The 14652-nt window shown below is 51.1% G+C and carries 18 protein-coding genes; 2 read left to right on the top strand and 16 right to left on the bottom strand.

The annotated features are described in order from the left end of the window. Window positions 1-37: 37 nt before the first annotated feature. From ribA to ACJJI3_RS19990, 13 genes are all read right to left on the bottom strand, one after another. Window positions 38-655, bottom strand: coding sequence for a GTP cyclohydrolase II (gene ribA / locus ACJJI3_RS20050; RefSeq protein ID WP_444940713.1), 618 nt, complete (start codon window positions 653-655; stop codon window positions 38-40). 17 nt (window positions 656-672) lie between these two features. Next, entirely contained in the window at window positions 673-1308 is a 636-nt protein-coding gene (locus tag ACJJI3_RS20045) for a retropepsin-like aspartic protease family protein (protein ID WP_444915485.1), read from the bottom strand. Between the two features lie 18 nt (window positions 1309-1326). Next, window positions 1327-1815 carry a phosphatidylglycerophosphatase A family protein gene (locus ACJJI3_RS20040; RefSeq protein WP_413663383.1) on the bottom strand — a complete coding sequence of 163 codons (489 nt, stop codon included), beginning with the start codon at window positions 1813-1815 and terminating at the stop codon, window positions 1327-1329. Between the two features lie 42 nt (window positions 1816-1857). Further along, window positions 1858-2799 carry a thiamine-phosphate kinase gene (gene thiL / locus ACJJI3_RS20035; protein WP_444940712.1) on the bottom strand — a complete coding sequence of 314 codons (942 nt, stop codon included), beginning with the start codon at window positions 2797-2799 and terminating at the stop codon, window positions 1858-1860. A gap of 10 nt (window positions 2800-2809) precedes the next feature. Then, window positions 2810-3253 (bottom strand): transcription antitermination factor NusB, encoded by a 444-nt coding sequence (nusB, locus tag ACJJI3_RS20030; protein ID WP_444940711.1) that lies wholly within the window; start codon window positions 3251-3253, stop codon window positions 2810-2812. 69 nt (window positions 3254-3322) lie between these two features. Further along, the gene (gene ribH / locus ACJJI3_RS20025; protein WP_108735355.1) at window positions 3323-3793 is read right to left on the bottom strand and encodes a 6,7-dimethyl-8-ribityllumazine synthase; all 471 of its coding nucleotides are present in this window, start codon (window positions 3791-3793) and stop codon (window positions 3323-3325) included. Between the two features lie 77 nt (window positions 3794-3870). Beyond that, window positions 3871-4992 (bottom strand): bifunctional 3,4-dihydroxy-2-butanone-4-phosphate synthase/GTP cyclohydrolase II, encoded by a 1122-nt coding sequence (ribBA, locus tag ACJJI3_RS20020; RefSeq protein ID WP_413663385.1) that lies wholly within the window; start codon window positions 4990-4992, stop codon window positions 3871-3873. 78 nt (window positions 4993-5070) lie between these two features. Further along, window positions 5071-5733: a riboflavin synthase gene (locus ACJJI3_RS20015; RefSeq protein WP_108734575.1), complete on the bottom strand. Its 663-nt coding sequence runs from the start codon at window positions 5731-5733 to the stop codon at window positions 5071-5073. After that, window positions 5733-6878, bottom strand: a complete 1146-nt coding sequence (ribD, locus tag ACJJI3_RS20010; protein WP_444892065.1) for a bifunctional diaminohydroxyphosphoribosylaminopyrimidine deaminase/5-amino-6-(5-phosphoribosylamino)uracil reductase RibD — start codon at window positions 6876-6878, stop codon at window positions 5733-5735. Before ribD ends, ACJJI3_RS20015 begins: the two co-directional genes overlap by 1 nt. After that, window positions 6875-7342, bottom strand: coding sequence for a transcriptional regulator NrdR (gene nrdR, locus ACJJI3_RS20005; RefSeq protein ID WP_108734577.1), 468 nt, complete (start codon window positions 7340-7342; stop codon window positions 6875-6877). Before nrdR ends, ribD begins: the two co-directional genes overlap by 4 nt. 153 nt (window positions 7343-7495) lie before the next feature. Continuing rightward, complete coding sequence (gene glyA / locus ACJJI3_RS20000; protein ID WP_444940710.1) at window positions 7496-8764, bottom strand: serine hydroxymethyltransferase; 1269 nt, start codon at window positions 8762-8764, stop codon at window positions 7496-7498. Between the two features lie 219 nt (window positions 8765-8983). Then, window positions 8984-9481, bottom strand: coding sequence for a porin family protein (locus tag ACJJI3_RS19995; RefSeq protein WP_444940709.1), 498 nt, complete (start codon window positions 9479-9481; stop codon window positions 8984-8986). 148 nt (window positions 9482-9629) lie between these two features. Further along, complete coding sequence (locus ACJJI3_RS19990; RefSeq protein WP_444940708.1) at window positions 9630-10118, bottom strand: outer membrane beta-barrel protein; 489 nt, start codon at window positions 10116-10118, stop codon at window positions 9630-9632. Between the two features lie 480 nt (window positions 10119-10598). On the opposite strand from ACJJI3_RS19990, the gene ACJJI3_RS19985 reads away from it, so the two are divergent. Continuing rightward, on the top strand, window positions 10599-11174 hold the full coding sequence (locus tag ACJJI3_RS19985) for a hemerythrin domain-containing protein (protein WP_444940707.1): 576 nt from the start codon (window positions 10599-10601) through the stop codon (window positions 11172-11174). A gap of 29 nt (window positions 11175-11203) precedes the next feature. After that, on the top strand, window positions 11204-11647 hold the full coding sequence (locus ACJJI3_RS19980) for a SpoIIAA family protein (protein WP_282931190.1): 444 nt from the start codon (window positions 11204-11206) through the stop codon (window positions 11645-11647). Window positions 11648-11716: 69 nt separating this feature from the next. Here ACJJI3_RS19980 and ACJJI3_RS19975 read toward each other — a convergent pair whose 3' ends face one another. The 3 genes from ACJJI3_RS19975 to fnr all read right to left on the bottom strand — a co-directional run bounded on the left by ACJJI3_RS19975 (window position 11717) and on the right by fnr (window position 14594). After that, a complete protein-coding gene (locus tag ACJJI3_RS19975) occupies window positions 11717-12418 on the bottom strand; it encodes a putative adhesin (protein WP_444911558.1) in 702 nt (233 codons plus the stop codon). 390 nt (window positions 12419-12808) lie between these two features. Next, complete coding sequence (locus ACJJI3_RS19970; RefSeq protein ID WP_444907215.1) at window positions 12809-13471, bottom strand: putative adhesin; 663 nt, start codon at window positions 13469-13471, stop codon at window positions 12809-12811. A 400-nt stretch (window positions 13472-13871) separates the two neighbouring features. Beyond that, the gene (gene fnr / locus ACJJI3_RS19965) at window positions 13872-14594 is read right to left on the bottom strand and encodes a fumarate/nitrate reduction transcriptional regulator Fnr (RefSeq protein WP_444896046.1); all 723 of its coding nucleotides are present in this window, start codon (window positions 14592-14594) and stop codon (window positions 13872-13874) included. Between the last annotated feature and the right edge of the window lie 58 nt (window positions 14595-14652).

Here is a 14652-nt window from a genome sequence, read left to right as displayed (position 1 = left end):
GGCCTTTTTTATTGGGGTGCTTAAAGAAAAGTGAAAGTTAGTTTTCCTCTTTTCCTTCTTCATCCTCATTTTCGATCAGGTGACCAAGTTTGCCTTTTTTGGTGGACAAATACTCGGCATTGTGGGGATTGCGCCCGGACTGGTGCGGCAGGCGCTCAGTCACATTGATGCCCAAGTCCTCCAGCGCTTTTACTTTGCGCGGGTTATTGGTCATCAAGCGAATGGCATGGATACCCAGGTGTTCGATCATTGCTTTCAGAATCGAGTAATCCCGCATATCGGCGCCAAAGCCCAACTGCTCATTGGCTTCCACCGTATCCGCACCACAATCCTGCAAATGGTAAGCGCGAATCTTATTTAACAGGCCGATACCGCGGCCCTCCTGGCGGAGATAAAAAATAGCTCCACGCCCTTCCATCGCGATGCGATGCATCGCATGTTGTAGCTGGGCACCACAGTCACAGCGCAGGGAGAAAAGTGCATCCCCGGTCAGGCACTCAGAATGAATACGGGCCAACAGAGGCGCTTCGGTATCGAAGTCACCCATGGTGAGCACTACGTGCTCTTTTCCGGTTTCCACTTCCTCGAAACCGTGCATCTCAAACATACCCCAAGAGGTGGGCAGTTTTGAGGATTCCACAAAACGAATGGTCAACTTAATACCTCTTTAAATCAGTGTCGAGCGCGCAGTAGCAGCACGCCGCCCTGCTGTTCCATATCAACCCGACTGAGAAAACTATTGCCGAGAAGCACTACGCTGGGAAAATCATCGGAGTGTACAGTCGCATCAACATTGTGAAGCTTGATTCCGCCAATGGTTACACTGTTCAAGCTCACTTTGTAAGCCCTGGTAACTCCATTGGCAGTGGAAACCCGTATTTCTTGTGCAGTATCCAAATTCAAACCGAGACGGCGAGCGGTGGGATAATTGAAGGCAATGCTGGTAGCACCGGTATCCACCATCATCGGCACTCTCATACCGTTAACCCAGGCATCCGTCATGTAATGACCCCGGCTATCAGCGGAAAGCCGTACTTCAGCTTTTGCCGCCTTGGCAAAACTGGTTGCGATAGGAGCCGCCAAGGTCAGCTTTTGCTCCTGCCCGGCAACACTGATCCGCGCATAACGAGTAGTTGCTTCCAGTAGGGTGACGCCCTCTGGGGATTTTTGTCCCGCCTTAAGGATTTTCTGGCGGCCATCAATCTCCAGCATGGCGCTATCGCCAAACAGGCCTTTTAGCTGCACCTGCTGTGCATTGACATTCAGTGCAAATAAAAAGCTAACTATAAATACAAAATAGCTACGCATTGATCTTCCCTATCCAACCTAGACACCCAGTACCCATGCGGTTAATTGCAGCACCAGTGACGCGTAAACGGCGGCCAGTATATCGTCGAGCATAATTCCAACGCCACCTTGCACCTTGCGATCAGCCCAGCCAATGGGCGGGGGCTTGGCAATATCAAATATCCGGAAGAGGACAAAGCCGTATAGCGCCCAAGCCCAACCTGCAGGAGCCATAAACATGGTGAGCCAGTAGCCCACCATTTCATCCCAAACAATACCGCCGTGATCGTGAACTCCCATTTTCTTGGCAGCTGCACCACATAGATAGCAACCTACCACACCGGTAACAAACACAATGGCCAGATACCAGAATGGAGGCAAATCCTTCATCAACCACCAAAAAGGAATCGCTGCCAGGGTACCAAACGTACCCGGCGCTTTGGGTGCCAGCCCGGAGCCGAACCCAAATGCCAACAGAAGAGTGGGATCGCGCAACAGCTGGGAAAATGTCGGGTTGTTAATGCTCATGTTATTGAATTCTCACAAAGGCACTATGGTTTACACAATGACTTAAAAGTGCCTATAGCCTGGCGATTGAGCAACCCAGGGATTGCCGTGATAGGAGCAGCGTACCTGCGACTCCCCCTCAACGAGTTTCCCTATGGGTGTGAAACCCAGCTGACGAACTTGCTCAACAGCGGCTGCCGGTGCGGTAAAACAAAGCTGGTAGTCATCCCCTCCACAGGCCGCCAGCTCTACGGCAGTATCAGCTGCCAATCGATTGGCTAGGGGGGCTATAGGCAGAGACTCCAGGTTTATTTCTGCTGCCACACCGCTCGCTTTGCAGATATGGCCCAGATCCCCCAGTAATCCGTCGGAAATATCCAACGCACTGGTAGCAATGCCTGCAATCGCGTTGGCGGTTTCTAATTGCGGCTCGGGAAAATAGAAAGCCTGCTCCGCCTCCCGCCGCACTGACTCAGTCACATTCCGCTCAGCCAAAATAACGGGCAGGGCTGCTGCGGCAGCGCCAAGTGGGCCGCTCACATAAATATTGTCGCCGACAGAAGCGCCGTCCCGCCGGAGGGGCTTTTCGGTATGGCCGATCACCTGAATCGTAATGGACAAGGGGCCAGCGGTGGTGTCACCACCCACAAGGGAAACCCCAAACTTGCCAGCAGTTTCCAGCAGGCCACTGGCGAATTTCTCCAGCCAAACAGAGTCGCTATCGGGTAAGGTCAGGGCAAGGGTAAACCAGAGGGGGCGGGCATTCATTGCCGCCAGATCACTGATATTCACACGCAGTGCACGGCTCGCAACCATGAATGGGTCAGCACCTGCGGGGAAGTGACGACCTGCTACCAGGGTGTCCATAGAAGTGGCCAGCTGCCCGCTGGCAGGTGCTTGCAAGAGCGCGCAGTCATCGCCAATCCCCAGGGCTACACCTTCGCCCTGGGGAGCGCGGGCGAAGTAATTGCGGATGATCTCAAACTCCCCCGGCGCTTTAGACATAATTGCTGGCTCAGCCCTTCTTGTCTGCGGTTACCTCTGCCGAGCGCAGGTCCGCAGCGGTCTTATCCAAAATGCCATTGATAAACTTGAAGGCATCGGTGGGACCAAATTTTTTCGCCAGTGCCACCGCCTCATTAATGACAACCTTGTAAGGCACATCGATACGGTTTTTCAGCTCGTAAGTGGCCATGCGCAACAGCGCGCGGGATACAGGGTCCAGATCTTCCACTTTGCGATCCAGGTGCGAAGTGTAAGCGCCCTCTACCTCATCGAGGTTTTTCGCTACGCCGTGGAAAATATCACGAAAATATTCCACGTCGGTTTTGCTCATATCATTATCGGCGTGAAACTCGGCCTCAATGGAATTAAGGCTGGCGCCGGCCATCTGCCACTGATAGAGCGCCTGCATGGCGTAGTGACGTGCCTTACGGCGGGCGGATGCAGTTACGGTCATTGTCTTTTCCGGTAGATACTTCACAGAATGGGCTGCACCGACACACCTTTTGTGCCGGCGCGCCGGCAATTAAATCTTGCCGAGTAGGGAAACCATTTCCAGGGCGGTTTCGGCGGCTTCACAACCTTTGTTGCCAGCCTTGGTGCCGGAGCGCTCGATAGCCTGCTCAATGGAGTCCACAGTCAGCACGCCAAAGGTGACGGGAATGCCAGTATTCATGGATACCTGAGCCAGGCCTTTGGTGCACTCGCCAGCCACATACTCAAAGTGCGGGGTGCCACCACGGATAACCGCGCCCAGGGCAATAATGGCATCGAACTTTTTAGTCTCAGCCAACTTCTGTGCCGCCAGGGGAAATTCGAATGCGCCCGGGGCGTAGTAGATAGTGATATCTTCATCCTTGATACCCTTGCGGCGCAGGGTGTCCAGTGCACCATCCTTCAGGCTTTCAACCACAAAGCTGTTCCAGCGGCTCACCAACAGTGCGTATTTGCCCGTACTGCCGACAAAGTCCCCTTCGATCACTTGAATATTACTCATAATTTTCAATCCGTATTTCTTGTCCATCGCCGCCGCTATCAGGACAGTAGCGGCGCTTCAGTATTGTTACTCTTTTATTAGGGTTGCGGCGCTTCCACGTTCAGGTATTCCTCTACCTCCAGGTCAAACCCGGAAATAGCACTGAACTTGAACGGTGCGCTCATCAGGCGCATTTTGCGCACCTTGAGATCCCGCAGAATTTGCGAACCGGTACCTACCTGCTTGTACACCAGGTCCTGGCTGGGGCGCTGTTGCTTACCGCTGATCAGCCAATCAATACTCTCTTCGATTTCTTCGGTGGTTTCGTTGTGGCAGATCAGTACCACAACACCCTTGCCCTCTTCTTCAATACGCTGCATCGCGCGGCGGAAGGTCCACGGGGTGAATTTTTCATCGCCGCGCTGAATCGTAAGCACATCGCGCAGAGTATTTCCTACATGCACACGAACCAGGGTCGGTTCTTCTGGGGTGGGGTCGCCTTTAACAAAGGCAAAGTGGCGTTCGCGTCGGGCCTTATCGAGATAAGTGCGCAGCTTGAACTCACCGAACTCGGTGCGCACCTTGCGCTCATTAACGCACTCGACGGTTTTCTCATTCAGGGCGCGATAGGTAATCAGGTCGGCGATGGTGCCAATCTTCAGATTGTGCTCTTTCGCGAACTTTTCCAGGTCCGGTCGGCGGGACATGGTGCCGTCTTCATTCATGATCTCAACAATCACCGCAGCCGCCTCAAAACCCGCCAGGCGGGCCAGGTCGCAACCGGCTTCGGTGTGGCCTGCGCGGCTTAATACACCGCCAGGCTGGGCCATAATGGGGAAGATATGGCCGGGCTGTACAATATCGCTGGGCTTGGCATTTCTGGCCACAGCAGCGCGAACCGTGCGCGCGCGATCGGCGGCGGAAATACCGGTGGTGACACCCTCTGCCGCCTCAATGGATACGGTGAAGTTGGTGCTGAACTGGGCTCCGTTGTCCCGCGACATCAGCGGCAGGTCCAATTGCTCACAGCGCTCTTTGGACATGGGCATACAAATCAGGCCACGGGCATGAGTGGCCATAAAGTTGATGTCTTCAGCGCGAATCTGCTCCGCAGCCATCACCAGGTCGCCCTCGTTCTCGCGATCTTCATCATCCATCAGGATTACCATTTTGCCCTGGCGGATATCGTCGATCAGTTCTTCAACCGTATTTAGTTCCATGGTTAACTCTGGATAAATTTATCAATTGCAAATAGAGCGGCTATCGCTGCTGTTTTCGCCGTGGTGCACGGCCCATCTTTAGCGCTTGTAAAACCCGTTCTGGGCCAAAAATTCGAGGGTCATACCCCCACCACTAGGCTTGGCTGCCTCATCACCGAGGAGTAGCCGCTCCAAGTAGCGCGCAATCAGGTCCACTTCCAGGTTGACCCGAGTACCGGCGGTATAGCCGGCCATAATCGTTTCCTGCAACGTGTGTGGCACTATGGTGAGTTCAAACTCAGCCCCATCCACCGCATTGACCGTGAGGCTGGTGCCGTCGACGGTGATAGACCCTTTATGGGCAATATAGCGAGCCAGGTTTTCCGGTGCGCGCAGGCGGAACCGCTCGGCGCGAGCCTCGGACTTGCGCCATACCACCTCGCCAATACCATCCACATGGCCGCTGACAATGTGTCCACCCAGGCGGGTCTGGGGTGTCAGTGCTTTTTCCAGATTGACCCGGTCGCCTTTTTTCCAGCGGCCCACCGTTGTCACATCCAGGGTTTCCGCAGAGACATCCGCCCAGTAACCATCACCGGGCAGGTCAACAACCGTGAGACAAACACCATTGGTGGCGATACTGTCCCCCAGTTGCACATCACCCAGATCCAGCTTACCGCTGCGCACACGCACACGCAGGTCGCCGCCCTGGGGTTTTAACTCTGCAATCTCGCCTAAGGCTTCAATAATTCCGGTAAACATCAGCGCTCGATATCGGTTGTTGCAGTAATGCGCCAGTCGTGACCAACTGCGCGCATATCGGTAATCGTAATCGGCAGCATCGAGCCCATACGCTCGATAGGCAGTTCAAACAGCGGCCGCCCGGTGCTACCCAGCAGTTTTGGCGCCATATAAACAATTATTTCGTCGACATGGCCCCGGTAGAGGAATTCACCAGAGAGGGTCGCACCGCTCTCTACCAAAACTTCATTGCACTGGCGTCGCGCCAACTCCTTGAGCAGGGCGAGCAGGTCTACGCGGCCCTCTTTGTCGTGGGGTAAAACCACGACTTCCGCACCCGTTTTCTCAATACGCTCGCGGCGCTCGGCCTCCGCGCGCTCTGTCGTGCACACCAATGTGGGGGCATCCCCCTGCAAAATAAAGGCTCTCGCTGGGGTGCGCAGCTGGCTGTCAACAATTACCCGCAGCGGCTGCACTTCGGCGGCTCGCTCTGCGGCCAGCATTTCCAGTGCCATTTCATCGGCGCGCACATTGAGATTGGGATTGTCGAAACGCACCGTCTCAACCCCTGTGATCACTGCACAACTGCGAGCACGCAGGCGCTGTACATCGGCGCGAGCCGCAGGGCCCGATACCCACTTTGATTCCCCACTGGCCATAGCGGTGCGCCCATCCAGGCTCATGGCGGATTTGCTTCGCACCAGGGGCAATCCCAGGGTCATACGCTTGATAAAGCCGGGGTTTAGAGCGCGACACCTCTCTTCCAGGATGGGGCCTTCCACTTCGATCCCAGCATCGCGCAATATTTGCAATCCGGCACCGCTGACATTCGGATTCGGATCCTGCATTCCGTAAATAACCCGGGCCACGCCGGCCTTTACCAACGCCTCGGCACAGGGACCTGTTCGGCCGGTATGGCTGCAGGGCTCAAGAGTGACATAAACCGTAGCCCCCTGAGCCAGGTCGCCGGCATCACTCAAGGCTTCGATCTCAGCGTGGGGTTCGCCGGCCCGCTTGTGCCAGCCTTCGCCGACAACATTGCCATCCCCGTCAGTAATCACACAGCCCACTCGCGGATTTGGCATAGTGGTGTAGAGACCGCGCTCTGCCAACTGAATAGCGCGGGCCATCAGTGCTTCCGCACTGTGTACAACCGTTTGACTCATTCTGTCTTCGATCCCTTACTGGTCAGTCGCTCAATCTCTTCTCTAAACTCGCTGACATCCTCAAAACGGCGATAGACAGAAGCAAAGCGCACATAGGCCACCTGGTCCAGCTCACGCAGCTGCTCCATCACCAATTCACCAATAGCACGCGCCGGCAACTCCCGTTCTCCGGTCGCCTGCAGGGCGTGTTTTATTTGAGATACCGCCGACTCCACCCGCTCGATACTCACCGGGCGCTTTTCCACAGCGCGCTGAATACCCGCGCGCAGCTTGTCTTCATTAAACGGCTCGCGCTGGCCGTTTTGCTTGATCACTCGCGGCAGCAGCAGCTCCGCAGTTTCAAATGTGGTAAACCTCTCGTGGCACTCCAGGCACTCGCGCCGGCGGCGTACTTGGTCGCCCTCAGCCACCAATCGGGAATCGACTACTTTTGTTTCTTCTGCGCTGCAGAACGGACAGTGCATGTGGGATTATCCCCGGAATGGAAAATGGGCCGCAGTTTACCACAGCCGTTGCACTGTGTGACCGCGGCACGCACAGCCACAGTGCATCGCAAATTCAACAGGGACACATAAAAAAAGCGGCTCTATGAGCCGCTTTTTTATCAGCAATGCTAATCAGCCTTTTTTATACACAGGAAACTCTGCGCAAATACCCAGAACCTTCTGCTTCACATCTGCGATAGTTGCTTCAACATCACCTTTCTCCAGTGCATCCAGCACGTCGCAGATCCAGTGAGTGAGCTGCTGGGTTTCCTTTACACCAAAGCCGCGAGTAGTGATTGCCGGAGTGCCAACACGCAGGCCGCTGGTAATGAAAGGAGAGCGCGGATCGTTGGGTACCGCGTTCTTATTAACGGTGATGTTGGCGTTACCCAGGGCTTCATCCGCATCCTTACCGGTGTACTCTTTGCCAATCAGGTCAACCAGCATCAGGTGATCATCGGTCCCACCGGATACAATGTTGATACCGCGATCGAGGAAGGTCTCCGCCATTGCGCGGGCATTTTCCACAACCTTCTTCTGGTAGGCCTTGTATTCAGGGGTCATGGCCTCTTTGAAAGAAACCGCTTTCGCCGCGATCACATGCATCAGCGGGCCACCCTGACCACCGGGGAATACGGCGGAGTTGAGCTTCTTCTCAATTTCTTCGTTGGCGCGCGCCAGGATGATACCGCCGCGGGGGCCACGCAGGGTTTTGTGAGTAGTAGAAGTCACAACATCGGCGTGGGAGATTGGGGAGGGATACTCACCAGCGGCAACCAGGCCTGCAATGTGAGCCATATCCACAAACAGGTAAGCACCCACTTTGTCAGCGATCTCGCGGAAACGCGCCCAATCCATCACTCGGCTATAGGCAGAGAAACCAGCCACGATCATCTTCGGCTTGTGCTCAAGCGCCAGGCGTTCAACTTCCTCGTAATCCACTTCGCCAGTTTCCGGGGTCAGACCGTACTGCACTGCATTGTAGATCTTGCCGGAAAAGTTAACGCGGGCACCGTGGGTAAGGTGGCCACCATGGGCCAGACTCATGCCCAGTACAGTGTCACCTGGGGCACAGAGCGCCTGGTAAACAGCCGCATTAGCCTGTGATCCAGAGTGCGGCTGCACATTCGCGTAGTCAGCACCAAACAGCTCCTTGGCGCGCTCAATGGCCAGGGTTTCCACTTTGTCCACGTACTCACAACCGCCGTAATAACGCTTGCCTGGATAGCCCTCGGCATACTTGTTAGTTAGGCTGCTGCCCTGAGCTTCCATTACCATTGGACTGGTGTAGTTCTCAGAGGCTATTAACTCGATATGGTCTTCCTGACGAGAGTCTTCCTCCTGGATGGCTTCCCAAATTTCCGGGTCGTAAGAAGCTAAAGTGACAGATGAATCAAACATGGTGTTCCCTCGGTAAAGCGGGCTTGAGTAGAGGCTTGTAAAACTCGATACCACAGCGCCCAGACTTATGAGTAGGACCAAAGGCTCCCAGCGTGGGATGGCCCTACTGCTCAATGCATTCTGGGCATTTTAGAAAGGCGCGCATTGTACACCAAGGGCAGCATGAATGCGCAAATGCAGAGACGTGGCGGGACCAACCCGTCCACCTTAAAAAGACGGTCAGAATTTGTACACCACAGAGCCAGACCAGTAATTCACATCTGACTCAATGATGGTGTAATCCAGTTCCAGGGTCGCCTCGTCGGTCAGTTTGAAACCAGCCCCGAGCCCGGCAGATGCACCGTTATCCGAGTACTCTTTCTCCCAATTATCTATCTCCAACTCCTCATGGAGGTAGCCGATACGACCTTTCAGATAAATGTTGCCCGGGCTGCGATAGGTGGCATAAACAGCTTGTGTTGCCAGGGAGTAGTTGTAATCGTACCAGTAGTAGTCGAACTCACCATCAATGACAGAGTCGGTGACTTCTGCCTCTAATCCCCAGCCAGAACCCCAGGTATAACCGGCTCGAATCCCCCCATTTAAAGGGCTCTCCCCCCTGGCATCAACATCCAAAACACCGAAAACGCCACCGATATACGCACCCTGCCCATAAGCGGTAACGGAACACAACAGAGCGGCAACTGCAGCCATTGCCTTGAGATTAAAGCCCACCATCTTCCCCTTAAATCTCGAAGTCTGATCAAAGGGCAGGGATTATAGGGGCACAATCAACTGGCACAAGTGTTCACTTGGACAGGTCAGTATGTAACCTGGGAACTTTTAAAAAGAGGTGTCACCATTAGTCAAACTTAGGAAGGGACAATTAAAACCTCAGGCTAAACCCGCCTGACCAATAACTGACATCCTTCTCTAGTACGGTGTACTCAAGCTCCAGATGATAAATTTCATTCAGGCTATAACCAATTCCAGCCCCTAAGCTGACACCCAAGTCATCACTACTTGCACTGCCAACAGAAACGTCTTCATAGAGAAGGCCCAGGCGTCCTTTCAGGTACCAGTCCCCCTCTGTTCTGTAAGTCGCATAAGTAGCAAGAGTACGTATGTCTACATCCACATTCCGACCATAAGCCTCAGTCTCACCACTTAATAGTGAACTGGTATATTCACCTTCCACCCCAAAACCCGAGGCCCGCACATAACCTGCTCGCAGTCCCAAATTCAGTGGATTATCGACCCCCTTGAAATCAAAATCAGCTATTCCGGCCACGCCCCCCCAGTAGGCGCCCTCGGCAATTGCGCCCGCTGAAACAACGAGTGCCAGCACACCTATACCAGCCTTAACTATTTTCATTAACACTCCCATCCTGTTGCATTAACTTTGTCGTGACACACAAATAGAGCGCTGCGGAATAATTTGATGACAACCTACGACTTCAACACCAATAAATTTATTGAACAACGGGAAACATCGCAGCATGCTTAAATGTGCAACACCACGTCATTAGAAATTATTAAAATATGAAGGATCAGACACACCCTTATCTAGGTCCGACAGAAGAGCGTACTTGTGGAAAAAACTGAAGAAAGGGCTACTCGAAAATAGGTTTAATTTATCTTGTGGTCAAATACAACGAGGTACAGATAAGAGTTGACCCAAGGAATTCAGCGGCATGGTCAGACTCATACCTATTGATAACCCCAGCCCTACCCTGAGTAGGTAGCGGTAAATTCCACCTTGAGTCCCACTAAGTCCCCCTCACTTGATCCAAATCAACTTTGGATTGGTACATATGGCAACAATAGACCCATCGACAAATCGCGGAGGTCTGGGATGAATGCCATCTACCGACAACTGTGCTGTGACCATAAACATATGCAAGAGTTGCTCAATGCCTTTGAGCAATTACTCCTGGATCTTTTTGGCTGCGGCGACCGCGATCCAAACACCTTGTCACTGATCCTTGATGCTTTGGATTATTTATCGGCATACCCGGATAGGTATCACCACCCAGTTGAGGACTTAATATTTTCCCGGCTGTTGACTAAGCCAGTACATGACAGGGAATCAATTTACGAAGCGCAAATGCAGCATGAAAATATAGCCGCAGCGACAAAACACATGTGCGCTTTATTTTACGCTATTGCCAATGATGCGACCGTTGAACGGAGAGTGCTGCAAGGAGCTTGCAACACCTACCTGAAGCTGCAACGCAAGCATATGGCCTTGGAAAATAAATCTATTTTCCCACAGATCGAACAGTACCTGGGGACTACCGACTGGATTTATATTCAGAAACAGGTCAGTGAATTAAGCTGCAGATATTTCGACAGGGCAACCAGAAAAATTTACGAGTCCCTGCACAAAGATCTGACACAACATCAAATGCCCGCGCAGGCATTAGCTTAGGTCACCAAAACAGCAGGGAGGAAATATTAATGCAGTTTAAACGCCACGGCATATCCATTGGCATGGAACGCATAAATGATGAATTTTTCCTTTACATAAAGGCAATTGGTGAATTAACCCATGAGGATTATGAGCATATAACACCACTATTAGAATATGCTCTGGAAGGGGTAAAAAAACCTCAGGTTCAATTGCTGATTGATCTCCGGGATTTCGAGGGCTGGGGGATGCACGCGATCTGGGATGAGTTCAAGCTGGCCTTAAAGCACGGCAATGAATTCTCGCATGTCGCTGTACTTGGGGATGAGGAGTGGCAGCAAATAGCCACAAAAGTCGGGAGCTGGTTTGTTAGCGGTGAAGTCCGCTATTTCAAACAGCAACAAGAGGCCATGGATTGGCTACAGGAAACAAGGAAGACGGGTATTGGTCACAAGGAATCTGAAAAGGAATTAGCTTTCTCCACACACTCCTGATAAGTAGTGGATTAAGGGGGCGTTTACGCCCCCCTTTTTTTTGCCCGAAAATTACTCAGTTACTTATTTCTAAGTATTCACCTTCCTCTTTTTACTGTCCCAGGAAGGCGTTCCCAATATAAGATTACCTACGCTCAACTCGTTACGGCAAAAAGAACAGTAAATATTCTCATAGTGTAAGTTGTTCCGATGCAGAATATTAAGCACGTCAGCCAGGGTTGGACTCTTTTGATTGTGCCTATTTCGAATCGTCAAGAAGTTAGCTTCCATCTTTGTGGTGTACAAAGAAGCACCAACCTTTGCGTCATACAGAGACTTTTGAAAGGGATCATTTAAGTCATATTGCTGCAGTCTTGCCTGATTCCGAATAGCTTTCACATTGTGATTATGGGCTTCATCCACAACATTCTGAATCTGAGCGTAACTCTCACCATCATTAATAAATCGGCGCGATAGGCGACCAAAAATCTGTCCGGCTGTACTGCCGTGGTACCCCTGGAATTTTTTCAACATATAGTTACGGCATATCTTACCCTTGCCAATATGCTCATGAACTTTTGCTTTCCCATCTACAACATCTTGTAGTCCAGGATCTTCCAACGTGTAACCGTGAGGTGCAAAGAAAAGCAGGTTATCGCCACCGTGGCCTTTATTATAAAAAACCTGCTTGGTTGCGGCACCGTGGGCAGAAATCACCAGGGACGGCGCATCCCCAACATTGGTACCTTCCGGTGCAAAAATTTTGACTAAATCAAATTCACGAACAGGCATATGACACCTATCTAACGTCGAGTACAGAAATAAGAGGGTCACCCCTCCAAACAAAACAACCGTACTAACAACCTACTATGACCAACCATCCACACTCAAGTTTTATTGCATGATTTTTGACATTAGTCACGAAGAGGAAAATTTTTTGGACTAAGCATTAGTCAAGTAAGTGGGGTGCGAAATAAATATGACAAAAATAAGGAGGAATTGAGGAAAGCAGTACAGGCCTGGCAAGCTCAAAGCTCAAAGCTCAAAGCTCAAAGCTCAAAAAAGTGAGCCGTAACAAATTGGTAGATGGTGACCCATAATAAAAATGCATTCACATTTCTAGCTTAACGGGCACCATCTTCTCTCTACTTAAGAATTGAATACGAAGTTAAAAGACACCGTTTAGGTGGTTGGTCGCTGCATTTTGCTGTCCCAGGATGGAGTTCCAATAAGGATATTGCTAAAACTCACTTCGCTTCGACAAAAAGAACAATAGATATTTTCATAGTGCAGATTATTTCTATGCAGAATGTTTAGAACATCCACTAAGGTGGGGTTATCCATTTTTACTCTATTGCGAATAGTCAATAAGTCCGCCGACATTACCGGCTTAACCCCTTTCTTAATATAAGGTTGATGCATGGGATTATTGGGATCCAGATTTCGCACCCTCTCATTGTGCTCATGGGCATTATCTACAGCCTTTTGCACATCGGCATAGCTCTCACCTTTAATAAAATGGCGAGTAACGCGGCCTAGAATCTGACCGGTTGTTGACCCATGATACCCCTGATATTTGCTCAGGGTATAGTTATGACAAACCTTTCCCTTACCAACCCACTCATGATATTTGGCATTGCCACTCAAGACGCTACCAATACCTGGATCATTTAGAGAGTAACCATGGGGAGAAAAGAAAAAGAGGTTATCCCCTCCATGCCCTTTGGGATAAAAAATTTGCTTGGTTGTTGCACCGTGAGCAGAAATTACCAGATTGGGAGCATCTCCCACTTGTGTTCCTTCCGCTGCAAAAATCTTAACTAGATCAAATTCTCTGACAGGCATACTTCCCTTCCTCTCACTTCTTATTTTTCTGAGGCTTACTGACTAGCGCTCTGTGACAAAGGCTACTATGGCTTATTGGATATTTGCTAGAGGTGTGAAATACAAAAAATACCAGGCAAGAGAACTACAAATATCCAAGCTATACAGCCAAACCCTCTTAAACAAAGGAGAAAAGAAAACACTTCTAAAATAGCGGCACTCAATTAGAACCATCGTACCCTTTTGGGGCGGCAGTATTCGCAGCTATTCTGGCTAAAATGACCCAGATACTGCCGAAATAGACAAGGAATAAAAATTAAAATTAGGAGGCTTTATGCGCCAACATGCTCAATAGCCGATATAAAAAAGAAGCGATAGGTTCCAGAAAATCAATTGGAAAAGTGAAAAACCTTTACCGATATCAGTCGTAGCCGCAATGGGTTCCGGCCAGTTCACTCAACGCCAACAAGTCAAGGATTTCAACCATTCGACCACTAACATTCACCAGTCCATCTCGCTGAAAACGCGAAAATAAACGGCTCACCGTCTCCGCTGTTAACCCCAAGTAATTGGCGATGTCCGTTCTCGGCATAGAGAGTACAAATTCACGGGGGGAGTAACCACGACATGCATAGCGACTGGAAATATTAATCAACAATGCCGCTAAGCGAGCATCAGCAGCACGCTTTCCCAACAACATTAAGATTTCATTTTCCTGCCGCAACTCTTCGGAAAAAATACTATAGATTTGCTGCTGCAATGCTGGAACTTCCTGAGCTAAGGTTTCCAGTTGGTCAAATGGCAACAAGCACACACTGCTATCTTCCAGTGCCTCCGCATAACTGGGGTGAACCCGACTACTATAAGCATCGAGCCCCAACAGCTCACCAGGAAGGGCGAAATGTGTTACCTGGATATTCCCATCTGCACCAATGACTACCGTTTTGACACTTCCAGAGCGAATCGCATAGAGATTTTGGAAAGGGTCACCTGCTCGATACAAGGTTTCACCCGCTTTAATTACCTTTTTCTTGCGGGTAACACGTTCAAGCCGGTCAATATCTGCCTGCACCAGCCCTGCAGGCAAGCACAAACGCCTGACTGAACAGTTACTACAACTTACGGCCTGCGCTGACTTGGTCATAGCTAGGCAACCAAATTCTTTTACTGACAGTAATACTATTACCGGCCATGAATCAGCT

The organism is Microbulbifer maximicatervae (SeqCode) (assembly GCF_052466985.1).
The sequence above is the reverse complement of the archived record's forward strand: the minus strand, read 5'-3'. Positions and strand labels throughout refer to the sequence as shown.